Raw genomic sequence first — 22,516 nt, 5'->3', positions numbered from 1 at the left:
GAGAGGCATTACTCGTCTTCGTTAAATGAACATACCGCGAACACGCCAAAGCCAGCGTCGCGAATCTTTTGAGAGCCGCCGAGTTCGGGCAGATCGACGATCGTCGAGGTCTCGACCACCTGACCACCACAGCGCTGGATCAGGTTGGCGGCAGCCAGCATCGTGCCACCGGTCGCGATCAAGTCGTCCATCAGCAAAATCCGGTCGTCCTTTTCGAACGCGTCGGAGTGAAGCTCCACTTCCGCGGCACCGTATTCGAGGGTGTAGGTTTCGCTAATCGTCTTGAACGGAAGCTTGCCCTTTTTACGCACCGGTACGAAGCTGCAACCAAGCTCATAAGCCAGCGGTGCGCCGATGATGAAACCGCGCGCGTCGATCGCCGCAATGGCATCCAGATTCATGTCCTGATAGCGGTGTACGAAGCTATCGATCAGTTTACGAAAGGCTGAGCTGTTTTGTAGCAAAGGCGTGATGTCACGAAAATTGACACCCTGCTCGGGCCAGTCGGGAACCGTGCGAATAACGGACTTGATGTAGTCGCCGTAAATGCTCATCGCGTCTCTCATTGGTTAATACAAAGCCGGGCCAACGCCTAGCCGAAAAATACGAATTTCACCGCAAACAGCAGTGCCAGAACGATCACCGCCGGATTGAGGTCCTTGAAGCGCCCGGACAGCGTCTTGATACCGACAAAGCTCATAAAGCCCAGCGCGATGCCGTCGGCAATCGAGAACGTCAGCGGCATGGCAATCGCGGCGATCAGTACCGGCGCGGCGTCGGTGGGATCTTCCCAGTTGGCATGGGCCAGGCTACCCGCCATCAGCACCGCCACGTACAAAAGCGCGCCAGCGGTGGCGTAGGCCGGGATCGAGCCCGCCAGCGGGGCGAAGAACAGGCTGATCAAGAACATCACACCCACAACCACGGCGGTCAACCCCGTGCGCCCGCCGGAAGCGATACCCGCGGTGGATTCGATATAGCTGGTGGTGGTCGAGGTACCCAATACCGCACCGGACATGGAAGCCGTGCTATCAGCCATCATGGCGCGGCCAATGCGCGGAAGCTTGCCGTCTTTATCCAGAAGCTTACCGCGATGGGCAACGCCCACCAGCGTGCCGGAGGTGTCGAACAAGTCCACGAACAAAAAGGCAAAGATGACGCTGAGCATCGCCACGTCGAAAGCGCCGGCCAAATCCATCGCCATGAAGGTCGGCGCGATGGACGGCGGCATCGACATCAGTCCGCCGTACTCGTTATGCCCCAGGAGCATGGCCACAACGGTCACGCCCAGAATACCGATCAGCACCGCCCCGGTAACGTTTAAGTAGGCAAGCGCGGTAATCACGAAAAAGCCGAGCAGCGCGTAAATGGCCGAAGGCTCGGAGAGATCGCCCATCGCGACGAGCGTTGCCGGATTGGCAACGACGATACCGGCGTTTTTAAGCGCGATCATCGCCAGAAAAAGCCCGATACCGGCGGCAATTCCCAAGCGCAGCGAAAGGGGTATGGCGTTGATGATCCATTCGCGGATCTTGAAAATACTCAGCAGGAAAAAGGTCAGACCCGAAAGAAATACCGCCCCGAGCGCAGCTTCCCAGGTATAGCCCATGCCCAGCACCACACCGTAGGTGAAGAAGGCGTTGAGCCCCATACCCGGCGCCTGGGCAATCGGGTAGTTGGCCCAAAGGCCCATGACGAAACAGCCAATGGCCGCCGCCACGCAGGTCGCCACGAACACCGCGCCGTAGTCCATCCCCGCTTCCGACAAAATGCTCGGGTTGACGAAGATGATGTACGCCATGGTCAAAAAAGTGGTGATGCCCGCGATCACCTCGGTTTTGACGTTGGTATTTTGCTCGGTGAGCTTGAAGTAGTTGTCCAAACCTTTCATATCGTTTTGTTCCCTGCGCCCGGTGATGCGAGAAAAGCCGCACAGTCTACCGAAAGCCCGAAAGCGATGCGAGCTTCGGCGCGCAGCCGATGAGTGCGGGCTTCCCCGCTCTGATTCTCCAGCAATTTTCAAACCACTACTTAACCAACTGGTCAAAGCCTCAAGCGCGCGCCGCCAGCACCCGCTCGACGGTTTCCACGATGACCTGGGTTTGCGGGTCCACCTCGATGTTGACCTGGGCGCCGGGCAGGCGCTCTTTCAATACCGTGCGCTGCAGCGTTTCGGGAATCAGATTGACGCTGAACTCGATGTTTTCGCCCGCCGGGCGCACATCCCCCACCGTGAGACTGATACCGTCGACGCCGACATAGCCCTTCTCGAAAACGAAGCGCCCCAGGGTTTTGGGCAGCGAAAACCACAGCCGCCGGTTGTTGGGCGCCTCGTCGATGCCCACCACATCCGCCATGGCGATGATGTGCCCGGACATGGCGTGGCCGCCGATCTCGTCGCCGAAGCGCGCGGCGCGCTCTATATTGACGCAATCGCCAACGCTCACTGCACCAAGATTGGTCAACCGCAGCGTCTCGCGCATGAGATCAAAGCTTACCTGGTGGCCGTCGATGGCGGTAACGGTCAAGCACACACCGTTATGCGACACCGAGGCACCAAGCTCGAGCCCTTCGCAAAGCGCTGGCGAAAGCTCGACTACATGGGTTTGAAACGCTTCGAGCTCACGGATTTCGACAACCCGGCCAACGCCTTGCACAATGCCTGTAAACATCACTCCCCCTAACGCCCTGCGGGCCTGAACGTGTTGCAAACCGCTATTATCGCCTTTAACCCGCTTCAAGCTAAAGGGCCGAGTAGGGTTTATTGACCAGGGCGAGTACGGCTGTCGTTTTTTCGAGCGCCTAACGGGCTCTAAAACGCCGCTTTGTGCGTCGAATGCTTTCGATTTGGCGCAGGTGGCGTTTTCGCGCCACTTTAATTGACAAGCTGACAGGCCCTCTCTAGACTCTCGCCGCTAATAGTTTAGACGCCGATTTATACCCGGATTGCGGGCGTCCACCAGCCAAGTGCGGTGAAGTGCAGCTAAAAGGGTGTGTCCAGCGTCGATGGCCACCCCAAGGGGTGGCCTTATTTATTTTAAGCCCCTCCCCCTGCACCTCACGTCTTTGGCCTCACGTTAAGGCAGACGCCATGATAGAACTCAAAAACGTCAGTAAAACCTACGGCAGCGGCCCCCGCGCGGTCCACGCCCTGAAAAATGTCGATTTAACCGTTCCCCGGGGCGCCATTCACGGCGTGATCGGCCTGTCCGGCGCGGGCAAGTCAACGCTCATCCGTTGCGTCAATCTGCTCGAGCGGCCCAGCGAAGGTAGCGTGTTGGTCGATAACCGCGACATCACTCACCTTAGCCGGGGCGAGCTCAACCAGGCCCGTCACCGCATGGGCATGATCTTTCAGCACTTCAACTTGCTGACCACCCGCACGGTCTTCGACAACGTCGCCCTACCCCTGGAGCTGATGGGTGAGAAGCGCCGCGGGATCAAAACCCGCGTGACGCCGCTTCTGGAAATGGTCGGCTTGGCGGACAAGGCAACGATGTACCCGGCCCAGCTCTCAGGCGGGCAGAAGCAGCGCGTGGCGATCGCCCGGGCGCTGGCGAGCAATCCCCACGTGCTGCTATGTGACGAAGCGACCTCCGCCCTCGACCCGCAGACGACCAGCTCGATTCTCGAACTTCTGCGCGATATCAACCAAAAGCTCGGCATCACCATCTTGCTGATCACCCACGAGATGGAGGTGGTGAAGTCGATTTGCCACCGGGTGAGCCTGATTTCCGGCGGCGAGCTGGTCGAAGACGCCGACGTAGGCGACTTCTTTACCGCCCCGGCCACGACCCTGGGCCGCGAGTTTCTCAACGACTTCTTACAGCTAAGCCCGCCCAAGGAGCTCATCGCGCGGCTAAGCGACGTGCAAAGCCCTGACAGCCACCCGGTGGTGCGCCTGACGTTTTCCGGCGACGCGGTTTCGACGCCGCTGATTTCAAGGCTTGCCCGAGAGTGCGACGTCGACGTGAGTATTTTGCAGGCCAAGGTGGAGTCCATTCAGGAGCGCACCCTGGGGCTGATGATCGCCGAACTGCTCGGTAGCGCCGAGCAGACCCAAAAGGCGATGGCCTATCTTCAAGCGCATCAACTACAGGTAGAGGTACTTGGCTATGTCCAGCGCGATGTTTGATCTTATCTGGCAGGCAACCCTGGACACGCTCTATATGGTGGCCATCTCCGGGGCGATCTCGACGCTGCTTGGCCTGCCGCTGGGTGTACTTCTCTACGTAACCCGCCCGCGTCAGATTCTGGCCATGCCGGTGCTCAACCATCTGCTTAGCCTCGTTACCAACGTCGGCCGCTCGATTCCGTTCATCATTTTGATGGTGGCGATCATTCCCTTCACACGGATGCTGGTCGGCACCTCGATCGGCATCAACGCCGCCTCGGTACCGCTGACGATCGCCGCCATCCCTTTCGTTGCCAGGTTGATCGAAGGGGCGCTCAACGAGCTCTCTCCGGGTCTTGTGGAGTCCGCCCAGGCGATGGGCGCCACCCCTTGGCAGATCATCTGCAAGGTGCTGATCCCCGAGGCCCGGGGCGGTATCATTACCGGCCTTACGATCACCGTGGTCACGCTGGTCAGCTATTCGGCCATGGCCGGTGCGGTCGGCGGTGGTGGACTGGGGGATTTAGGCATTCGCAACGGTTACAACCGCTTCAACCCGACCATCATGCTGACGACGGTGGTGATTTTGGTGGTGATGGTGCAAGGCTTTCAAAGCCTGGGCGACTACCTTGTGCGCAAAAGCGATCGCAAGTAGCCAGGCATTGAATAAAATCGCTATCGCCCATATAACCTTAAAGAATTATGCGCGGATTTTTTATTGCTTTAATATCGTCACTATTCGCTTACAGGAGAACTCGCATGAAAAAACAGCTACTCACCGGACTGACCGCTTTGACCCTGGCCGTTAACGTGGCCAACGCCCAGGAAGCCCGCAGCATCAAGATGGGCACCGTGGCCGGCCCGGAAACCGAGGTGATGGAAGTCGCCGCGCGCATCGCAAAGGATGAGTACAACCTGGACGTCGAGATCATCGAGTTCACGGATTACGTGACGCCTAATGCCGCCCTTGCCGACGGCAGCCTCGACGCCAACGCGTATCAGCACGCGCCCTATCTTGAAACGATGAACAACGACCGCGGCTACGACCTTACGGTTGCCGGCTACACCTTCGTTTACCCGATCGGCGCCTATTCGGAAAAATTCGACAGCATCGCTGACCTGCCGGACGGCGCGCAGATCGCCCTGCCCAACGATCCGACCAACGAAGGCCGTTCGCTGATTCTGATGCATAACGAAGGGTTGATCACACTCAACGACCCGGAGAATCTCGAAGCCACGCCGATCGATATCGCCGAAAACCCGCGCAACTTCCGCTTTCGCGAAATCGAAGCCGCGCAGCTGCCGCGCGTACTGCCGGACGTGGACATGGCATTCATCAACAACACCTTCGCCCAGCCGGCCGGCCTGAGCCTGGAGGATGCGCTGGTGCGAGAAGGCGCCGAGTCCCCTTACGTCAACCTGATTGCGGTGCGTAGCGGCGACGAAGAGCGCGAAGAGATTCGTCAAATGGTCGACGCCTACCAGCGCGACGAAGTCATCGAAAAAGCCGAAGAGCTCTTCCAGGGCGGCGCCGTGCCGGGCTGGATCGAGTAACTCCCCAAGGCAAACTACCCAACGCCTCGTTTGGCGTACTTTGAATGCATAAGGGCCGGCCGCAAGGCCGGCCTGCTCGTTTATAAGGAAAATGACATGGCTTACGTAGACTACGCCCTACTCAACCGCCAGCTCGACGCCCTGCTGGACACCTCCGATTGGCTGACCAACAGCGCCCAGACCAGCGCGTTCATCATGCAGTCGCTGGGTTCGCTCAACTGGGTCGGCTTTTACCTTCAACGCGAGCCCGAGGTGCTGCATCTGGGGCCGTTCCAGGGCAACCCCGCCTGCAACCCGATCCCCTTTAGTAAAGGCGTTTGCGGGGCAGCGGCGCGCACCCAAACCACCCAACGGGTAGACGACGTACACGCCGTTGCCGATCACATTGCCTGTGACGCTGCCTCCCAGTCGGAGCTGGTCGTGCCCATCGTGGTCGACGGCGCGGTATGGGGCGTTCTGGATATCGACAGCCCCGAGCTTAACCGCTTTAGCCAGGAAGACCAGGCGGGCATCGAGGCGCTAGTGGCGACCTTTATTCGCAAGACGACGCTTACGGCTCAAACGCTGGCGGTTTAAACCTTGATCACATAAGCGCCTCAACGCAAAACGCCCCGACCTTTCGGCCGGGGCGTTTTTAAATTTGGTAGGACCAGGCGGATTTGAACCGCCGACCTCTACGATGTCAACGTAGCGCTCTAACCAACTGAGCTATGGTCCTTCAAGCAGGCACTTTAATGCGAAATGGTAGGACCAGGCGGATTTGAACCGCCGACCTCCACGATGTCAACGTGGCGCTCTAACCAACTGAGCTATGGTCCTTCAGTGCGGTGCGTATTCTACTTCTTCACAGCGTAATTGCAACCAGTTTTTTACCTCACGACATTTTCGTAGGGTGTTGAAAAGAAAGTTCTCTTTTACATCGACACGTCTTTCGCAACAAAGCTAAGCTTACCCCATATAGTTTCTTATCCTGAGTTAAGGGGGTTGATTTGCTGGAGTTCTTGTTTGCTGGCACGGCGGTGGCGCTCGTTCTAGCCACTTTAATGCCTCATATACCGCTTCGCTGGTGGTTCATTCGCAGCTTTGAATTCCCCCGCGTCCAGATCGCCCTTCTTGCTTTTTTGAATGCGCTGGCGGTCTACTTTTTTCTCGAGACAGGGCCGTGGCGGTCGCTGGCAGGTATCTTTTCGTTCAGCGCTTTGGTCGTTCAGGTGGGCTACATTCTGCCCTGGACGAAAATCTGGCCCGTGGAGGTCAACGCCGCCGACGACCCGCCGGAGGAGCAAACCGTTACGCTGTTGGTCGCGAACGTGCTGACGACCAATCACAATACGCGCAAGCTCTTTCAAATGATCGAAGCGCACCAACCGGATATCGTCCTGACCCTGGAATCCGACCAGTGGTGGCAGGTGCAGCTCGACACCGCACTGGACGAGCAGTGGCCCTATAGCGTCAAGATCCCGCTGGACAACTTGTACGGCATGCACCTCTACTCACGCCTGGAACTGACCGACACGGAGGTCAAAAGGCTGATTCAGGAGGATATCCCGTCGATCCACACCTATGTAACGCTGAAAAATGGCGCAAAAATCCGCTTTTACGCGGTACACCCGCGCCCACCGGCGCCCAGCGAAAGCGATAAATCGCTCTGGCGGGACGCCGAGCTTTTATGGGTGGGTGAACAAATCCATGAAAACCCCGAACCGACCCTGGTGGCGGGAGATCTCAACGATGTCGCCTGGTCGCATACCACTCGCCGGTTTTGCCGCGTAGGCGGCATGCTCGACCCGCGCCGGGGCCGCGGCATGTTCAGCACCTTCCACGCAAGCTACCCCTTTTTACGCTGGCCGCTGGATCATATCTTCGTGACCGAGCATTTTACGTTGGTCGGCATGCGCCGCCTTGAAGCCTTTGGCTCGGATCATTTCCCCATCCTGGCGACCTTTTGCTACCGCCCTTCGCAAAAAGAGGAGCAAGAAACGCCAGAAGCAAGCGAAAAGGAGCGTGAAGAAGCTGACGAGACCATCGTCGAGGGCAAGACGGAAAAGCAGGAGCACTGATCCGCCTTGCGATGAGTTACTCCGGTACGCCCCCTTGGGTTAGCACAGTGGGGTCGAGCAGGCGCTCCAGGGTGGCGCGGTCCAGATCGGTCTCCTCTTCGGCCACGTCAATGATCGGCCGGCCGGCCTGATACGCCTTCTTGGCCACCTGGGCGGCAGCGTTATAGCCAATCGTGCTGTTCAGCGCCGTCACGAGAATGGGATTACGCGCCAGCGGCTCCTTGAGGTGATCTTCGCGCACCTTGAAGGTTGCGATGGCCCGCTTGCCGAGCAGCTCGGCCGTGTTGCTCATCAGCGTGATCGCGTTTAAAAGGTTCGAGGCCACCAGCGGCAACATGACGTTGAGCTGGAAGTTGCCGCTTTGGCCGGCCACGGTAATCGCGGTGTCCAGGCCGATGACCTGAGCGGCGGCCTGGGCGGCGGACTCGGGGATCACCGGATTCACCTTGCCCGGCATGATCGAGCTGCCCGGTTGAAGCGCCTCGAGCTCGATCTCGCCAAGCCCGGCCAGCGGCCCGGAGTTCATCCAGCGCAGGTCGTTGGCGATCTTCATCACCACGCACGCGAACCCTTTGAGCTGGCCGGAAAGCTCCACGGCGGCGTCCTGGCCCGAGAGACTGGCAAAGAAGCTGTCGTTGGGCGAAAACGCAAGCCCGGTTTGGCGGCTCAAGTCGTTGGCCACTTTTTCGGCAAAGCCTTGCGGGGCGTTGATGCCGGTACCCACCGCGGTGCCCCCCTGGGCGAGTCTCTGCAGGCGCTCCATGGCGCTGTCGAAACGCTCGATCGCCTGCCCTACCTGGCTTGACCAGGCACCCAACTCCTGGTCCATGCGCAGCGGCATGGCATCCATCAAGTGGGTACGCCCGGTTTTGACCACGTCTTTTAGCTCACCGGCGCGCTGGTCGATGGTCTCGCGAAGCGTCACCAACGCCGGGCGCAGCGACTCTTTCACGGCAATGGCGGCGGCCACGTGAATGGCGCTGGGGATGACGTCGTTGCTCGACTGCCCCATGTTCACGTGATCATTGGGGGTTACCTCGACCCCTTCTCTTGAAGCAAGAGTGGCCAGCACTTCGTTGACGTTCATATTGGTCGAGGTGCCCGAGCCGGTCTGATAGACATCGATCGGGAACTGATCGTCGTGCTCACCATCGATGACCGCCTGCGCGGCTTTTTCGATCGCCTGGGCACGCGCCTGATCCAAGAGGCCAAGTTCAAGATTACTGCGCGCGGCGGCGAGCTTGATGCGCGCGACCGCGTGCACGAACGCCGTGGGCATAGGCGTATGCGATACCGGAAAGTTATTGATCGCCCGCTGGGTCTGGGCACCGTAAAGTGCACCCGCCGGTACCTCGAGTTCGCCCATGCTATCGCGCTCGATACGTGTTTCCATACAACGTCTCCTTTGTGCTCAACCCATGTGCGCGCGTTTAGCGCGGCTACCCTTCACCCTAGTCACTGTAGCGGCTCGCGACAATATAAAGCCCTGCTTGTCCGCATAAAACGCGGCGCCAGGTGGGCGCAATAGGACAGCGCATACCGACAGAACGCGACAAAGACGACCCGGGCCAGGTCGCCTCCATTCGGCGCAACATTTGCAAAAGAGCTAGAAACTTACAGAAGAGAACGCGCCAAGGCACGCCGCGCCGCCCGCGGAGCAAAACGGCTCAAAGCCGTTTTCGACCAAGCCAGGCGCTACCAGCCCAGCGCCGATTTGACGAAGGGGATGGTCAGCTTGCGTTTGGCAGAAAGCGATGCCTGGTCCAGCGTATCCAGCGCCGCGCAGAGTTCGCCAAGCTCGCGAGGGCCGCGATGCAGGATATAGCGGGCTACGTCGTCGGGGAGTTCGAGCCCCCGCGCCTTGGCGCGCAGTTTCAACGCCTCGAGCCGGTCGGCATCATCGAGCGGCGGCAAATGGTACGTCACGCCGAAGCTAAGCCGGGAGGCCAGATCGGAAAGGGCCACGTTGAGCTGGCGCGGCGGGGCGCTCGCGGCAATGATCAGCCCCTTGTTCGCGTCGCGCAGTCGGTTGAACGCGTGAAACAGCGCCTCCTCCCAGCGTTTTCGGCCGACCACACACTCCAGGTCGTCGATGGCCACCAGATCCAGACGCTCGATATCCTCGAGCATCAGCGGTGGAAAGTGCCCCAAATCCTCCAGTGGTAGGTAAAGCGCGCGCTTGTCGCCATCCGAGGCCGCGTGGCAGGCGGCCTGCAGCAGGTGGCTACGCCCGCTTCCCGGCGCCCCCCAAAGGTAGAGAAACGGCTCGGCGTCCGGTTCCAGCTGGCGGGTAAGCGACGTTAATAGTGAGGCGTTGGCACTCGAGGCAAAGTAGTTGCTAAACGTGGCGTCATCGCGCAGCCCGACGCCTAACGGCAGCTGAGCCGGTACTCTGCTCATGGATTCTCCCTATCCCTTTTATGGTCGAGCTGGTGAAGCGGCCTTCTGGTAAGCGGGCCATCAACGTCACTGTAAAGCTCGCTTTTCTTGTAGCGCTCGATCACCTCGCGCAAAAGCACCATGATGACCGCCGCGGCTGGAAGCGCCAATAGTACGCCAGTCAACCCAAAAAGACTGCCCCCGGCCAGCACGGCAAAGATCACCGCCACCGGATGCAGACCAATTTTATCGCCCAGAAGCTTGGGCTGTAAGACGATGCTTTCGGCCACCTGGCCCACGCTGAATACCCCCAAAACGCCCACCAGGCCCCACCAGGTATCGAATTGGAAAAACGCGACCACCAGCGCCACACCCATCCCTACGATGAACCCAAGAAAAGGCACGATGCTGACAAGCCCCGATACCACGCCGATCAAAAGGCCAAAGTTGAGCCCCATCAGCGTCAGCCCCACGGCGTACATGATTCCCAGACAAAGCATGACCAAAAGCTGGCCGCGTAAAAAAGCGGACAAAACCTCGTCGCAGCGTTTCGCCAGGCGCGTCGCATCGCTTAACCAGTGACGCGGTACCAAATCAGCGATATTGGCGATCAGCCGGTCCCAGTCGAGCAGCAAGTAGAAGGTCACGACCGGAATCAGCGCCACGTAGGTCACCCAAGTGATGAAGGCGGCCCCGGAGCGGCCGATCTGACCCAGCGCCTGGGCCAGGTAGCCGCCGGCGTCGCGCCAGTTGTCGGCAAGCGTTGCCTGCAGGTTGCCAAGCTCGGCGCGCACGTCGTAGCCGGTCCATTCCAGCACCTGCGGGGCCAGCCGGCTCTCCACCCAGGTAAAGATACCCGGCAACGCCTCGCCGAGCTGTTTGAGCTGAGAGACGATCAGCGGTATCAAAATCAAAAGCGCCACGGCAAGGATCAATAGCAGTACGACGAACACGCTGGCCACGGCTAGCGGGCGCTTCATCCCCCAGCTCTGAAGCCGGTTGGCGAGAGGGTCGACCAGGTACGCCAGGATCATCCCGGCGATGAACGGCATCAAAACGGAGTCCAGCAGGTAGACCAGGCCCACCAGCAGTATCAAACAAAGAGCGCCCCACCAGGAGTTGCGCATGGAATTTTTTCCTCCGAAGTCGTTGTCGCGTGCCCGTAAAGGCCATGTTGACTTAATAAGGTAACGTGTCTTGGCCCATAACTCGACACGGCAATGCGGCCTGCGGTACCAAATGATACAATCCGCCCGGTTATTTGCCAGCACCGGCCCCGCGCCATCCTCTCCCGTACCGCTATAGGCTCTAAAGGACCTGTCATGACCAAGACGACCCCTTCTCAGGCTTCCCCTTCACTTAGCTATAAAGATGCCGGCGTCGATATCGATGCCGGTAACGCCTTGGTTGAACGCATCAAGCACGTAGCCAAGCGCACGGCGCGCCCGGAAGTGATGGGTGGGCTGGGTGGTTTCGGCGCGATTGCCGAGCTTCCTGCGGGCTATCACCAGCCGGTGCTGGTCACCGGTACCGACGGGGTAGGCACCAAGCTCAGGCTGGCAATGGAGCTTGGTAAGCACGACACCATCGGCATCGACCTGGTGGCCATGTGCGTCAACGATTTGGTCGTGGCCGGGGCCGAACCGTTTCTGTTTCTCGACTACTACGCCACCGGCAAGCTCGATGTCGATATCGCCGCCGATGTAGTGACCGGGATCGGTGCTGGCTGCGAGCAGGCAGGCTGCGCGCTGGTAGGCGGAGAAACCGCGGAAATGCCCGGTATGTACGAAGGCAGCGACTACGACCTGGCAGGCTTTTGCGTAGGCGTGGCCGAAAAGGCCGACATCCTCGACGGCAGCAAGGTTGGCGAGGGCGACGTGCTGCTGGGTCTGGCCTCTTCCGGCCCGCACTCCAACGGCTACTCGCTGATTCGTAAAATCCTCGAGGTCAGCGGCGCCTCGTTGGATGAAACCATCGACGGCGCACCGCTTGGCGATGCGCTGATGGCGCCTACGCGCATCTACGTGAAGCCGCTTTTGTCCCTGCTGCGCGATACCGGCCTTGCCGTTCACGCGCTTTCGCACATCACCGGCGGCGGCTTGTCCGAGAACATTCCCCGCGTCCTGCCTGACGACCTGGCTGCGCGGGTCGATGTCAGCACCTGGCAGCGCCCGGCCGTCTTCAACTGGCTGCAGGCCAAGGGCAACGTCAGCGAAGCCGAAATGCACCGGGTGCTGAACTGCGGTATCGGTATGGTGGTGGTCGTGCCCAGCGCCCAGGCCGACGAAGCGCAGGCCTACCTGCAGAAACAAGGTGAGACCGTTTACCGTATTGGCGATATCGTCAAGCGCGACGCCGAAGCGGTGTTGCTGGAAAACCTGGCCTCGGGAGAAACCACGCAGTGAGCAGTGACGAATACGCAAGTGATACGTTAAACGACATGACGCCGGAACCGGTGGATCAGCGCCGTATCGTGGTGCTGATTTCGGGTAGCGGCAGCAACCTGGCCGCACTCATCGAAGCGCAGAGCCATGATCGGCTGGGCGGCGAGATCGCCGCGGTGATCTCCAACGAACCCGGCGCTTACGGGCTCAAGCGCGCCCACGAAGCGGGAATCGAAGCGGTCGCGCTGCCCCACCGCGAGTACGAAAGTCGCGATGCCTACGACGGGGCGCTGATCAAGGTGATCGAGCGCCACGAGCCTGACCTGATCGTGCTGGCGGGCTTTATGCGCATCCTGACACCGCGCTTCGTACAGCGCTACCTGGGCAGGATGCTCAACATCCATCCGTCGCTGCTGCCCGCCTACCAGGGGCTCAACACCCACGCCCGGGCGCTGGCCGACGGCGTCACTCAGCACGGCTGCAGTGTGCATTTTGTCACCGAGGAACTCGACGGCGGCCCGGTCGTGCTTCAGGCCGAGTGCCGTGTCGAGCAAGACGAAAGCGAAGAGAGCCTAAAAGAGAAAGTGCACGCCCGGGAGCACTTGATCTACCCCATCGCGGTACAGTGGTTCCTGCAAGGCCGGCTTCAGTTCAAGGACGACAAGGTCGCCATGGACGGACACACCTTGCCGGTTCACGGCATGCGTCTCTCCCACGACGACGCGGCAGAAGAGCTGGACGAGGACGTTTAGCGCTAACGCCTGCCCACGAAAAAGCGCGCCACCAGGGCGCGCTTTTTTTGATCCAACCGCTCAAGTCCGCGGGAGCGTAACCCCGCGCTGGCCCATGTACTTGCCGCCGCGATCCTTGTAAGAGGTTTCGCACTCCTCGTCGGCGCCTAGAAAGAGCATTTGCGCCACGCCTTCGTGGGCGTAGATCTTGGCGGGAAGGTTGGTGGTGTTGGAAAACTCCAGCGTCACGTGGCCTTCCCACTCCGGCTCGAGCGGCGTCACGTTGACGATGATACCGCAACGCGCATAGGTGGATTTCCCCAGACAAATCGTCAGCACGTTACGCGGGATACGAAAGTACTCCACGGTGCGCGCAAGCGCGAAGGAGTTCGGCGGAATGATGCAGACATCGCCCTTCACATCGACGAAGCTTTTATCATCGAACGCCTTGGGGTCAACGATCGCCGAATGGATATTGGTGAACACCTTGAACTCGTTCGAGCAGCGCACGTCGTAGCCGTAGCTCGACGTGCCGTAAGAGATGACCTTTTGATCGTTGACATGACGCACCTGGCCGGGCTCGAACGGCTCGATCATGGCGTTGTTTTGCGCCATGCGGCGAATCCACTTATCAGACTGAATACTCATTCTTGCTTATCACTCACTAAAGGAAATCGTGGGGCCGTTTTGACGCGTTCCCATGACGGTGCCTGCCACCTGGCGGGCAATATCGGCAAAGGCCTGGCTTTCGGAGCTTTCGGGGTCGGCGACAACGCTTGGCGCGCCGGAATCAGCATGCTCGCGAATGGAAAGCGTCAGCGGCAAACGGCCGAGCAGCTCGGTGTTGTACTCGCTGGCAATACGCTCGCCGCCGCCGGTACCGAACACCGCCGCCTCGTGGCCGCATTTTTCACACGTGTAAAGGCTCATGTTTTCGACCACGCCCACCACCGGCACGTTGACCTTACGAAACATTTCGATGCCCTTACGCGCGTCGAGCAGCGCGATATCCTGGGGGGTCGTCACGATGACCGCACCGGATACCGGCACTTTCTGGGCAAGCGTCAGCTGGATGTCACCCGTGCCCGGCGGCATGTCGATCAGCAGAAAATCGAGCTCGCCCCACTGGGTTTGGTTGAGCATCTGCTGGAAAGCGCCTACGACCATCGGGCCACGCCACGCCATGGCATCGCGGCTGTTGACCAAAAAGGCCATCGACATCGCCTTGAGACCATGGGCCTCCAAGGGTTTGAAAGCGTTTTCGCCCGCGGGCTCGGGGCGCGTACCCTCTTTGACGCCGAGCATTTGGGCCTGGCTCGGGCCGTAGATATCCGCGTCGAGAACGCCCACGCGGTAGCCCTGGGCGGAAAGCGCCAGCGCCAGGTTGACGGTGACGGTCGATTTGCCCACGCCGCCCTTACCGGATGCTACCGCGACGATATGCTTGATGCCTTCCATTGGACGCTCCTTCATATAGCGTTTCGATGACTAAATCATACGCGCTGGGGCCGCGTTCATAAACTCGAAACAAGAAAAAGCGGATACGGCCGCTAGCCGTACCCGCTTTATAGCGCTATGACCTGACGGGACGAACCCGCTGTTACGAAGCCGTCATCGATCAGTTGTTTTGCTGACTAGCGCTCTGCTCGTCCTCTTGCTGTTCGGCCTCCTCGCTTTCTTCACCGCCTTGCTGGCCGGAGGCGCCCTGCTGACCCTGTTCGTTCTGGCCCTGCTCGTTCTGGTTCGGCTGGTTCTGGCTGTCCTGGCTTTGCTGACCGCCTTCGTCGGGCGCCAAGTCAGGTACCTCATCTTCTGCGGCGTCGTCTACGTTACCCAAACGCGAATCCAGCGCGGAAAGCTCGTTGCGCCACTCGCCGAGCTGGTTTTCCAAGCGCTCGAGCTGCTCTTCACGGGTTTCGATATCGTCTTCTACGCTTGCAAGCTCTTCGCGCCCCATATCCAACGCGACCATGAGATCGTCCATTTCGGAGCGTACCTGGCTCAGGCTTTGCTCTTCCTGCTCACGCTGCTCGCTGAGCGAATCGATTTCCGACTGCAGCTCGTCGCGCTCGCTGGTGGCGCTTTCGCGATCGCTTTCGAGCTGCTCAAGTTCTTGCTGGCCGCTTTCGATTTCCTCTTCGAGGCTGGCGATACGCTCATTGGCTTCGCTAACCTGAGACTCCAGAGATTCGAGCTCTTGCTGCGCCTCGTTCTGTTCATCGAGGGCTTGTTGACGCTGTTCTTCAGCTTCCTGGCGGGCGCTTTCGGCTTCCTGGCGCGCCTCTTCGGCACTTTCCCGCGCCTGCTCGATCTGGTCCAGCGTCGACTGAGCTTCATCGCGCTCGTCTACGGCGGCGTCGCGTTCGTCACGCAGCGACTGCATATTGCTCTCGGCGTTTTCGAGCTCTTCGTTGAGGCTATCGACCTCTTCCTGCACCGAATCGCGCTGGTTTTGCAGCTCCTCGAGACGCGATTGGGTTTCGCTTAACTGCTGCTCGGCTTCCTCGAGCTCGGCCTGAGCCTCGGTTTGGCGCTGCTGAAGCGCCTGCGCTTCTTCACGCATGGCGGTCAGGTCGGTTTCGGCCTGCTCGATCTCGTCGACGCGCTGGCTCAGGCGGCGGTTTTGCTGCTCGGTGGCGGCAAGCTCACTTTCGAGCGTGTCGATACGGTCGCGGTGGGTACCGGCATTGGACTGTGCCATGATCGCCCACACCACCGCAATGGCGGCGATACCGGCAATGGCCCGAACGCGATTGTCCTTGAAAAGTGCCCCGGTGCTGAGCTTGCGCACGGGTGCCTGGTCCTGGTGGTCCAGCTGGTTATCGTCTGCCATGTAATACGTCCCTGAATAATTTGTTTATATTCAAAAAAGTAGTTAACTTGCCCGCCTCGCGCCAGTAATTCCCGCCAATCGCCCTTCAACGATCGACCGACCCCTCCAAGGGTACGCTTGGGCCTGCAACCCTTTTATGGCCAAGGTGAGTAGCGCTAACACGTTAAAACCTCACTCTTTTCGCGATTACCGCGCTGGCGGTGTGGCAGTTCACCGAGCACGATGGCATCATGAAGCGCTGCTGTTTTTTGTCATCGCTAAAGAGGTAGTCACTTAAATGTTCGAGCATATTGAGCGGGTCCCGGGAGATGCCATTCTTGGACTGATCGAAGCTTTCAAAAAAGACACCAACCCACAGAAAGTGGACTTGGGCGTGGGCGTTTACCGCGATGCCAAAGGCACGACGCCGGTCATGCGCGCCGTCAAGGAAGCAGAGGCTCGTCTGCTCAATAACGAAACCACCAAGACCTACATCGGCTCTCATGGCGCTCCGGCCTACGCCCAGGCCGTACTGCCGATCGTGCTCGGCGAAGGCTCGAACGTCCTGAGCAATAACCGGGCAAGCGTCACCCAGTCCCCCGGCGGCACCGGCGCACTGCGCCTGGCGGCGGACTTCATCGCCAGCCAAATGCCGGGCAAGGGCATCTGGGTAAGCGATCCGACCTGGCCGAACCACCACGGCATATTCACCTCGGCGGGTATCGAGCTTCACAAATACCCCTACGTCGACCCGGACAACCGGCTGGACTTCGAGGGTATGATCGGGGCGCTGAACAAGATCCCGGAAGGCGACGTCGTGGTGCTTCACGCTTGCTGTCACAACCCGACCGGCTTCGATCTATCCGAGGCGCAGTGGCAGGAAGTACTCGAGGTGCTCAAGGAGCGCAACTTGCTGCCGCTGGTCGACTTCGCCTACCAGGGCTTTGGTGAAGGCCTCGAAGAAGATGCCTACGGGGTTCGCCTGCTGGCGGAAAATCTCGACGAAGTCATGATTACGAGCTCCTGCTCGAAGAACTTCGGCATCTACTGCGAGCGTACCGGTGCACTGATCATGGTGGCGAAAAACGCCGAGCAAATGGAGAACGTACGCTCGCAGATCGCTATCGTCGCCCGCGAGAACTACTCCAACCCGCCGGCCCACGGCGGTGCCATCGTCAGCGAAATTCTACTCGATTCCGAGCTCAAGGCGATGTGGCACGAGGAGCTGACCGAAATGCGCGATCGTATCAATACGCTACGCCGCGATTTCGTCGAGGCACTCAAGCCCTACGGGCTTTCCGACAAGTACGCCTGCGTTGCCGAGCAGCGCGGCATGTTCTCCTACACGGGCCTGACGCCGGAGCAGGTAGACCGCCTTCGCGACGAGTTCGGCATCTACATGGTGCGTTCGGGCCGGGCCAACGTGGCCGGGTTCTCCCAAGAGAACCTGCCCTATCTCGCCAAGGCGATCGCCGCCGTTAACGAGTAAACCGGTATCCCTCAAGCGCCCAGACATTTTGTCTGGGCGCTTTTGTTTCAGTCAGTATAAACCTGACCGATTAGTCAAGCAGTGCCCGACATCATTCGAGCGCCTGCATTCACTCTCGAGGCTTTTCATGGCGGCCACCAACTTTCGCTACCCCTGGTATAAAAAAGCAGATACCGACGCGTTTTTCGCGCTTTTTCAAAACAATATCGCCAACTTCGTGATCATCGCGATCACCATGCTGGGAATGGGCTTTCCCGCCGAGATCGTCTACGGCCAGGTGCTGCCCGGTGCGGCGGTGGCGGTCATGGTGGGTAATTTCTACTACGCCTGGAGTGCTGCGCGCCTGGCGCACAAGGAGCAGCGCAGCGACGTCACTGCTCTCTCCTACGGCATCTCGACGCCGGTCATGTTCGTTTTTCTATTCGGCGTTTTACTGCCCGCAAAGCAACTGACCGGCGACGCCGAACTTGCCTGGAAAGTGGCGGTCGCGGCCTGCTTTATCAGCGGGGCGATCGAAGCGCTGGTGAGCCTCGTGGGCCGTTTCGTTCAGCACCACTTACCGCGGGCGGCCATGCTGGGCGCGGTGGCCGGCGTGGCGCTGACCTTCATCGCCGGTGAGATGCTATTCAAAACCCTCGAGATGCCAATAATCGGCCTGCTGGTACTGGGCATTACCATCGTGGGGCTGATCGCACGGGTGAGTATGCCGTTCAAACTGCCTACCTCGCTGTTCGCCATCGTGCTGGGCACGGTGATGGCCTACCTGATCGGTGATGCCGGCGGCGAGCGCTTTAGCGATGCCTTTACCCACCTGGGCTTTTACCCGCTGCTGCCCAACACCGCCTGGTGGGAAGGGCTTGGCCTTTTGTTCAGCACCATGCTGGCGGTGTTGACCGTCGTGCTGCCCATCACGCTCTATAACGCGATCGAAACGATGAATAACGTCGAGGCGATGGAGGCCGCCGGCGACAGGTACGATGTACGCGAGTGCCAGGCGGTAGACGGCGCGGGTACGATGATCGGCGCGCTGTTCGGCGGCGTGTTTCCGACCACGGTGTATATCGCCACGGTGGGCGCCAAGTGGATGGGTGCGGGCCGGGGCTACAGCATCGCCAACGGCGCCGTGTACGCGTTGGCGACCATGCTTGGGCTAATCGCAGCACTCGCGGCCATTATTCCCGTCTCAGTCGTCGCCCCCATTCTGGTGTTCGTGGGGATCTCGATGATCGCCACCGCCTTTCAGGCTAACGACACCCGCTACTACCCGGCGGTGGCACTTGCCATGCTGCCCTATTTCGCCAACTACGTCTCGACCCGCTTCAATCGCGGCGCCGAAGACGTGGTCAGTGGTATCTCACCCGCCATCGTGGGGATGGGCCAGGGCGCGATGTTTATGGCCATTTTGCTCGGCGCAATGACGGTCTGCGCCATCGACCACCGGTTTCGCAAAGCGGCGGTGTTTGCGCTGGTGGCCGCCGGGTTTTCCTTCGTCGGTTTGATGCACGCGCCAAAGCTTGCCTTGAACGCCGCGCCGGATTTCGTTTTGGGCTATCTCGCCATGGCGCTGCTGTTCATGTACTTCGCGCTTCAACAGGCGCCGCGTCGCTAGCAGTGTCCGCCTCCCCCGCCTGGCGATGCGGGCGGGATAAAATACGGCGCAGCACGTACCAGGCGGCGAGGCCGGCAAGCACGTTGCCCATCGCCGCGCCGGCGGCAAGCCCGGTCCAGCCAAACAGCAGCGCCCCGACCCACAAGCACGGCAGGTAGAACAAGAAAAGCCGGGCGCTGGACAAGAGCATCGCACGAAGCGGCCAGCCCAGCGCGTTGCCCGCCGAGACGACCAGCATGCACACCCCAAGCAGCGCGTAGCTTGGCAGCATGAACCGAATCAACAGCGTCAGCGCCTCGCGCACCTCGACACTGCCCGCCAGCACCGCGGCCACCCAAGGCGCGCCCAGGGCCAGCACCCCGCCCAGCACGAGCTGCCACACCACCGCGACCTTGAGCGCCAGGCGCATCAACTGATGAATTTGGCCCCAGTCACCGGCGCCATAACAGCGCCCAAGCCAGGGCGGCAGCGACATGGTCATGGCAAGTATGACCATCAGCGACACGGTCTCCAAGCGGCTTGCAAGCCCCCAGGCGGCGACCTGAACCTCGCCAAGCCCGGCAACGGCGGAAATAGCCAGCATGGCGGCCAGGGGCGGCATGAGCTGACTGACCATCGCCGGTCCGGCAATACCGGCAAAGCCGCGACCGGAGCGCCGCGCTTCCGAGTAGAACCCTTCGAAAGCGAGCCACTGGTTGCCAAGCAGCTTGCGCCCAGTGACCAGAAGCCCCACGCCGAAAGCGACCACGCTCGCCCAGGCGGCGCCCGGAAGCCCCAACCCCTGCCAGGGGCCGAACCCAAAGATCAGCAAGGGGTCTAGTGCCAGGTTGACCACACTGGTCAGCACCATGACCGACCCCGGCAGCCGGGTATCGCCGTGGGCGCGGAACAGGCTATAAATAAAATACAAAATCGCCGCCAACCAGGCCGAGAAGAGCTGGGGCGCCCAGTAGGTGCGTATATAGCCAAGCGTGATGTCATCGGCGCCGAGCAGCGAAAACACCGGGGTCTGAAAAAGCCACAGCGCGATGACCAGCACGCCGATCACCCCGCCACCGGCCAGCAGCACCAGGCTTGCCAGGCGCTTGGCGCGCAGGTTTTCACCGGCCCCCAGCGCCCGGGAGACCAGCGCCGCGATGGCGATCCCCATTCCCACCTGCACGCCAATGATCAAAAAAGAGAGTGGAAACGTAAACGACTGAGCAGCCAGAGGCGCGGTGCCCAAGCGGGCAATAAAGGCGCTGTCCACCAGTTGAAAGCCGAGTAGCGCGAGTACCCCGATCGCCATGGGCCAGGTTTGCTGCCAGAGAGTAATGGCCAAAGTGCGCTGCCTTAAAACTGCCAAGTCGGGACTCCTTACATGAATTTAGTGACCGCTAACGAAAAAGCGCCGCCACCCCGGCTGGGGTGGCGGCGCTTTTTAACATACCAAAACTACTGGCGGATACCTTCGAATACAACGTACAGATCGAGCTCCTGCATGGCGTCGCCAAATTCACTCATGTCGATGTTGTAATCGCTTAGCGTGATGGTGGTGGTGCCTTCGAAACCGGCACGGTAGTTGCCCCAGGGGTCTTCGCCCTGGCCGATCAGCGTTACCGGCATTTCGAGTTCGTGGGTTTCGCCGTTGAGGGTGAAGTCGCCGGTGATTACGCCTTCGTTATCACCTTCGGACTCGAACCCGGTAGAGGTGAACGTAGCAGTCGGATGCTCGCTCGCGTTCAGGAAGTCTTCACTTAGAATGTGACGATCACGTTCGGCGTGATTGGTATTGAGGCTGTCGATCTGAACTTCCATCTCGATGGAAGAAGCGTCCAGGTCGTCCTCGTCATAGGTGAAATCGCCGGAGAACTCTTCGAAGCTGCCCAGAATGTAGGACATACCCAGATGGCTGATCTTGAACTGAACGAAGGCGTGCTGGCCTTCTGTGTCGATGGTGTAGTCAGCGGCCTGGGCCTGGCTCAACGGAACCAACGCTACGGCGGCAACGGCGCTTGCTAAAAGGCTCTTTTTAAACATCGAATAAACTCCTCGCTTTCCCTGGAAGAACCCAAAGCGCTAAACCGCTTCGGGGTGTGAAAAATGGTGGCGCCGGCTTACGTTAGCTTACGGCTATGGGCCGGGTTGAGCATACGCACCAGCGTTTTGTGACGGCCAAGCCAGTGGTGCTTGAGCGCGGCCAGAGCGTGACCAGCGGCAATGACGATGAGCGTTACCGCGCTGTACCAGTGGATATCCCCCGCAAGGCTTGCCTGATTGGGTAGCCCGGCCAAAAAAGCGGGCACTTCAAACCAGCCAAATACGCTGACGCCACGCCCGTTCGCCGTCGATATCAAATAGCCGCTCAGCATGACCAGCAGCAAGAGCATATAAAGCCCAATGTGTCCGACGTGGGCCGCCATACGCTCGAACCGGCTACCCTCCCCGTCTGGCGTAGGCTGGCACACGCGCCAAATCAAACGCGCCAAGGTTACGAAAAGCAGCAAAATACCGATCGAGCGGTGAACCCAAGGCCCCTGGTTATACCAGCTGTCATAGTAGCCAAGTCCTGTCATCCACCAGCCTAGTATAAAAAGGCCCACGATGGTCAGCGCGCTCAGCCAGTGAAACGAGATACTCATCAGGCCCCAGCCACTTCGCGTATTACGCCACATGCTTTTTCCCTGATCTTGCGACCCAAAGGGCCATGCTTTTTTGCCGAAAGAGGATTAAGTATCTTTTTTGATTCGATTAAGTGGCAAAGAGCATAGCGCTTTGAACCTCAAACTACCGCTGAAAAAAGCAGGACAGTTCGTTCGTAAAAACCATTTATTAACGGGCTAACGAAACTAAAAAAATCGCGGTGTACAAATCGAAAAATGGTCGGCGCCGCCTCGAAATCTCTTACAACCAAAGTTGTATAGCCATAAATCAAAGCGTATGAAAATAGCGCTTATAATTAAATTAATCGAATGGTCTAGCGCATTTTTCTCAATTTTTATTTTCTTTTTTCGACTTTAGTATAACGTCACGTTTTACGAAAGATCGGCGAACCAATCGCCTAATAAAGCTTTATATAAACCAAAACGAGTACGCCACCATGAAAAAATTAACCACTTTTGCTGCCATCGCCGTTGCACTCGCTTCTGGCTCTGCCTTCGCCGAGCGTGGCTCTGCCGAGCAAAACACCATTGAAAAGCCCAGCTCCTCGAGCGAGCAGCGCTCCGAAGAGAGCCGCAACGCCTCCGTTGAAAACCTGCGCATCAAGAACAGCGAAGGCGGCCAGATGATCAACCATCCCGAGTCCGAAACCGAGTCGCGCGACAACGATTTCAATGACCCGCACGATCTGCCTGCTCGCAACCAATAAAGGTTCGCGTCTTCTCTTGAACGAAAAAACCCCAC

The 22,516-nt window shown here is 59.5% G+C and carries 22 protein-coding genes and 2 tRNA genes; 10 read left to right on the top strand and 14 right to left on the bottom strand.

Annotation, left to right across the window (positions count from 1 at the left end; translation table 11 throughout):
• Positions 1 to 8: 8 nt before the first annotated feature.
• The 3 genes from ACWFVE_RS07100 to ACWFVE_RS07090 form a co-directional block, all read right to left on the bottom strand.
• Positions 9 to 554 carry an adenine phosphoribosyltransferase gene (locus ACWFVE_RS07100; protein ID WP_447528580.1) on the bottom strand — a complete coding sequence of 182 codons (546 nt, stop codon included), beginning with the start codon at positions 552 to 554 and terminating at the stop codon, positions 9 to 11.
• A gap of 38 nt (positions 555 to 592) precedes the next feature.
• Positions 593 to 1,891 carry an NCS2 family permease gene (locus ACWFVE_RS07095; RefSeq protein ID WP_447528579.1) on the bottom strand — a complete coding sequence of 433 codons (1,299 nt, stop codon included), beginning with the start codon at positions 1,889 to 1,891 and terminating at the stop codon, positions 593 to 595.
• 160 nt (positions 1,892 to 2,051) lie between these two features.
• Complete coding sequence (locus tag ACWFVE_RS07090; RefSeq protein WP_447528578.1) at positions 2,052 to 2,672, bottom strand: riboflavin synthase subunit alpha; 621 nt, start codon at positions 2,670 to 2,672, stop codon at positions 2,052 to 2,054.
• A gap of 419 nt (positions 2,673 to 3,091) precedes the next feature.
• On the opposite strand from ACWFVE_RS07090, the gene ACWFVE_RS07085 reads away from it, so the two are divergent.
• The 4 genes from ACWFVE_RS07085 to ACWFVE_RS07070 all read left to right on the top strand — a co-directional run bounded on the left by ACWFVE_RS07085 (position 3,092) and on the right by ACWFVE_RS07070 (position 6,244).
• Positions 3,092 to 4,135: a methionine ABC transporter ATP-binding protein gene (locus ACWFVE_RS07085; RefSeq protein WP_447528577.1), complete on the top strand. Its 1,044-nt coding sequence runs from the start codon at positions 3,092 to 3,094 to the stop codon at positions 4,133 to 4,135.
• A complete protein-coding gene (locus tag ACWFVE_RS07080) occupies positions 4,116 to 4,769 on the top strand; it encodes a methionine ABC transporter permease (RefSeq protein ID WP_447528576.1) in 654 nt (217 codons plus the stop codon). The genes ACWFVE_RS07085 and ACWFVE_RS07080 overlap by 20 nt, the downstream gene beginning before the upstream one ends.
• 104 nt (positions 4,770 to 4,873) lie before the next feature.
• Positions 4,874 to 5,668 carry a MetQ/NlpA family ABC transporter substrate-binding protein gene (locus ACWFVE_RS07075; protein WP_447528575.1) on the top strand — a complete coding sequence of 265 codons (795 nt, stop codon included), beginning with the start codon at positions 4,874 to 4,876 and terminating at the stop codon, positions 5,666 to 5,668.
• A gap of 96 nt (positions 5,669 to 5,764) precedes the next feature.
• The gene (locus ACWFVE_RS07070; RefSeq protein ID WP_447528574.1) at positions 5,765 to 6,244 is read left to right on the top strand and encodes a GAF domain-containing protein; all 480 of its coding nucleotides are present in this window, start codon (positions 5,765 to 5,767) and stop codon (positions 6,242 to 6,244) included.
• Positions 6,245 to 6,309: 65 nt separating this feature from the next.
• Here ACWFVE_RS07070 and ACWFVE_RS07065 read toward each other — a convergent pair.
• Both ACWFVE_RS07065 and ACWFVE_RS07060 read right to left on the bottom strand, forming a co-directional pair.
• A tRNA-Val gene (locus ACWFVE_RS07065) sits at positions 6,310 to 6,386 on the bottom strand.
• Positions 6,387 to 6,410: 24 nt separating this feature from the next.
• Positions 6,411 to 6,487 (bottom strand) — tRNA-Val (locus tag ACWFVE_RS07060).
• 170 nt (positions 6,488 to 6,657) lie between these two features.
• On the opposite strand from ACWFVE_RS07060, the gene ACWFVE_RS07055 reads away from it, so the two are divergent.
• Complete coding sequence (locus ACWFVE_RS07055) at positions 6,658 to 7,728, top strand: endonuclease/exonuclease/phosphatase family protein (RefSeq protein WP_447528573.1); 1,071 nt, start codon at positions 6,658 to 6,660, stop codon at positions 7,726 to 7,728.
• A 16-nt stretch (positions 7,729 to 7,744) separates the two neighbouring features.
• Here ACWFVE_RS07055 and ACWFVE_RS07050 read toward each other — a convergent pair whose 3' ends face one another.
• The 3 genes from ACWFVE_RS07050 to ACWFVE_RS07040 all read right to left on the bottom strand — a co-directional run bounded on the left by ACWFVE_RS07050 (position 7,745) and on the right by ACWFVE_RS07040 (position 11,234).
• Positions 7,745 to 9,121, bottom strand: a complete 1,377-nt coding sequence (locus ACWFVE_RS07050) for a class II fumarate hydratase (RefSeq protein ID WP_447528572.1) — start codon at positions 9,119 to 9,121, stop codon at positions 7,745 to 7,747.
• A gap of 302 nt (positions 9,122 to 9,423) precedes the next feature.
• The gene (gene hda, locus ACWFVE_RS07045) at positions 9,424 to 10,128 is read right to left on the bottom strand and encodes a DnaA regulatory inactivator Hda (RefSeq protein ID WP_447528571.1); all 705 of its coding nucleotides are present in this window, start codon (positions 10,126 to 10,128) and stop codon (positions 9,424 to 9,426) included.
• Positions 10,125 to 11,234, bottom strand: a complete 1,110-nt coding sequence (locus ACWFVE_RS07040; RefSeq protein WP_447528570.1) for an AI-2E family transporter — start codon at positions 11,232 to 11,234, stop codon at positions 10,125 to 10,127. Before ACWFVE_RS07040 ends, hda begins: the two co-directional genes overlap by 4 nt.
• 195 nt (positions 11,235 to 11,429) lie before the next feature.
• On the opposite strand from ACWFVE_RS07040, the gene purM reads away from it, so the two are divergent.
• Positions 11,430 to 12,512 (top strand): phosphoribosylformylglycinamidine cyclo-ligase, encoded by a 1,083-nt coding sequence (gene purM / locus ACWFVE_RS07035; protein ID WP_447528569.1) that lies wholly within the window; start codon positions 11,430 to 11,432, stop codon positions 12,510 to 12,512.
• 35 nt (positions 12,513 to 12,547) lie between these two features.
• A complete protein-coding gene (purN, locus tag ACWFVE_RS07030; RefSeq protein WP_447530509.1) occupies positions 12,548 to 13,243 on the top strand; it encodes a phosphoribosylglycinamide formyltransferase in 696 nt (231 codons plus the stop codon).
• Positions 13,244 to 13,303: 60 nt separating this feature from the next.
• Here the strand turns inward: purN and dcd are convergent, their stop codons facing one another.
• The 3 genes from dcd to ACWFVE_RS07015 form a co-directional block, all read right to left on the bottom strand.
• On the bottom strand, positions 13,304 to 13,870 hold the full coding sequence (dcd, locus tag ACWFVE_RS07025; protein WP_447528568.1) for a dCTP deaminase: 567 nt from the start codon (positions 13,868 to 13,870) through the stop codon (positions 13,304 to 13,306).
• 9 nt (positions 13,871 to 13,879) lie between these two features.
• Entirely contained in the window at positions 13,880 to 14,695 is an 816-nt protein-coding gene (gene apbC, locus ACWFVE_RS07020; protein WP_447528567.1) for an iron-sulfur cluster carrier protein ApbC, read from the bottom strand.
• Between the two features lie 145 nt (positions 14,696 to 14,840).
• Positions 14,841 to 16,055: a kinesin gene (locus ACWFVE_RS07015; RefSeq protein ID WP_447528566.1), complete on the bottom strand. Its 1,215-nt coding sequence runs from the start codon at positions 16,053 to 16,055 to the stop codon at positions 14,841 to 14,843.
• A 277-nt stretch (positions 16,056 to 16,332) separates the two neighbouring features.
• Between ACWFVE_RS07015 and ACWFVE_RS07010 the strand changes: the two genes are divergently transcribed.
• Both ACWFVE_RS07010 and ACWFVE_RS07005 read left to right on the top strand, forming a co-directional pair.
• Entirely contained in the window at positions 16,333 to 17,523 is a 1,191-nt protein-coding gene (locus ACWFVE_RS07010; RefSeq protein WP_447528565.1) for an amino acid aminotransferase, read from the top strand.
• Between the two features lie 127 nt (positions 17,524 to 17,650).
• Entirely contained in the window at positions 17,651 to 19,132 is a 1,482-nt protein-coding gene (locus tag ACWFVE_RS07005; RefSeq protein ID WP_447528564.1) for an NCS2 family permease, read from the top strand.
• Here the strand turns inward: ACWFVE_RS07005 and ACWFVE_RS07000 are convergent.
• The 3 genes from ACWFVE_RS07000 to ACWFVE_RS06990 form a co-directional block, all read right to left on the bottom strand.
• Positions 19,095 to 20,420: an MATE family efflux transporter gene (locus ACWFVE_RS07000; RefSeq protein WP_447530508.1), complete on the bottom strand. Its 1,326-nt coding sequence runs from the start codon at positions 20,418 to 20,420 to the stop codon at positions 19,095 to 19,097. The genes ACWFVE_RS07005 and ACWFVE_RS07000 overlap by 38 nt on opposite strands.
• A gap of 146 nt (positions 20,421 to 20,566) precedes the next feature.
• The gene (locus tag ACWFVE_RS06995; protein WP_447528563.1) at positions 20,567 to 21,151 is read right to left on the bottom strand and encodes a YceI family protein; all 585 of its coding nucleotides are present in this window, start codon (positions 21,149 to 21,151) and stop codon (positions 20,567 to 20,569) included.
• A 77-nt stretch (positions 21,152 to 21,228) separates the two neighbouring features.
• Complete coding sequence (locus ACWFVE_RS06990) at positions 21,229 to 21,786, bottom strand: cytochrome b (RefSeq protein ID WP_447528562.1); 558 nt, start codon at positions 21,784 to 21,786, stop codon at positions 21,229 to 21,231.
• A gap of 425 nt (positions 21,787 to 22,211) precedes the next feature.
• Between ACWFVE_RS06990 and ACWFVE_RS06985 the strand changes: the two genes are divergently transcribed.
• Positions 22,212 to 22,481, top strand: a complete 270-nt coding sequence (locus ACWFVE_RS06985; protein WP_447528561.1) for a hypothetical protein — start codon at positions 22,212 to 22,214, stop codon at positions 22,479 to 22,481.
• The last annotated feature ends 35 nt before the right edge of the window (positions 22,482 to 22,516 follow it).

The sequence above is a fragment of the Vreelandella mediterranea genome (genome assembly GCF_970647075.1).
Note: the sequence above shows the minus strand (reverse complement) of the source record. Positions and strands in the feature narration are given on the sequence as shown.

Bases quoted from the DNA above. Each gene is read 5' to 3' on its own strand.
- ACWFVE_RS07100 (WP_447528580.1), bottom strand. From the start codon at position 554: ATGAGCATTTACGGCGACTACATCAAGTCCGTTATTCGCACGGTTCCC.
- ACWFVE_RS07095 (WP_447528579.1), bottom strand. From the start codon at position 1,891: ATGAAAGGTTTGGACAACTACTTCAAGCTCACCGAGCAAAATACCAAC.
- ACWFVE_RS07090 (WP_447528578.1), bottom strand. From the start codon at position 2,672: ATGTTTACAGGCATTGTGCAAGGCGTTGGCCGGGTTGTCGAAATCCGT.
- ACWFVE_RS07085 (WP_447528577.1), top strand. From the start codon at position 3,092: ATGATAGAACTCAAAAACGTCAGTAAAACCTACGGCAGCGGCCCCCGC.
- ACWFVE_RS07080 (WP_447528576.1), top strand. From the start codon at position 4,116: ATGTCCAGCGCGATGTTTGATCTTATCTGGCAGGCAACCCTGGACACG.
- ACWFVE_RS07075 (WP_447528575.1), top strand. From the start codon at position 4,874: ATGAAAAAACAGCTACTCACCGGACTGACCGCTTTGACCCTGGCCGTT.
- ACWFVE_RS07070 (WP_447528574.1), top strand. From the start codon at position 5,765: ATGGCTTACGTAGACTACGCCCTACTCAACCGCCAGCTCGACGCCCTG.
- ACWFVE_RS07050 (WP_447528572.1), bottom strand. From the start codon at position 9,121: ATGGAAACACGTATCGAGCGCGATAGCATGGGCGAACTCGAGGTACCG.
- hda (WP_447528571.1), bottom strand. From the start codon at position 10,128: ATGAGCAGAGTACCGGCTCAGCTGCCGTTAGGCGTCGGGCTGCGCGAT.
- ACWFVE_RS07040 (WP_447528570.1), bottom strand. From the start codon at position 11,234: ATGCGCAACTCCTGGTGGGGCGCTCTTTGTTTGATACTGCTGGTGGGC.
- purM (WP_447528569.1), top strand. From the start codon at position 11,430: ATGACCAAGACGACCCCTTCTCAGGCTTCCCCTTCACTTAGCTATAAA.
- purN (WP_447530509.1), top strand. From the start codon at position 12,548: ATGACGCCGGAACCGGTGGATCAGCGCCGTATCGTGGTGCTGATTTCG.
- dcd (WP_447528568.1), bottom strand. From the start codon at position 13,870: ATGAGTATTCAGTCTGATAAGTGGATTCGCCGCATGGCGCAAAACAAC.
- apbC (WP_447528567.1), bottom strand. From the start codon at position 14,695: ATGAAGGAGCGTCCAATGGAAGGCATCAAGCATATCGTCGCGGTAGCA.
- ACWFVE_RS07015 (WP_447528566.1), bottom strand. From the start codon at position 16,055: ATGGCAGACGATAACCAGCTGGACCACCAGGACCAGGCACCCGTGCGC.
- ACWFVE_RS07010 (WP_447528565.1), top strand. From the start codon at position 16,333: ATGTTCGAGCATATTGAGCGGGTCCCGGGAGATGCCATTCTTGGACTG.
- ACWFVE_RS07005 (WP_447528564.1), top strand. From the start codon at position 17,651: ATGGCGGCCACCAACTTTCGCTACCCCTGGTATAAAAAAGCAGATACC.
- ACWFVE_RS07000 (WP_447530508.1), bottom strand. From the start codon at position 20,420: ATGGCGATCGGGGTACTCGCGCTACTCGGCTTTCAACTGGTGGACAGC.
- ACWFVE_RS06995 (WP_447528563.1), bottom strand. From the start codon at position 21,151: ATGTTTAAAAAGAGCCTTTTAGCAAGCGCCGTTGCCGCCGTAGCGTTG.
- ACWFVE_RS06990 (WP_447528562.1), bottom strand. From the start codon at position 21,786: ATGTGGCGTAATACGCGAAGTGGCTGGGGCCTGATGAGTATCTCGTTT.
- ACWFVE_RS06985 (WP_447528561.1), top strand. From the start codon at position 22,212: ATGAAAAAATTAACCACTTTTGCTGCCATCGCCGTTGCACTCGCTTCT.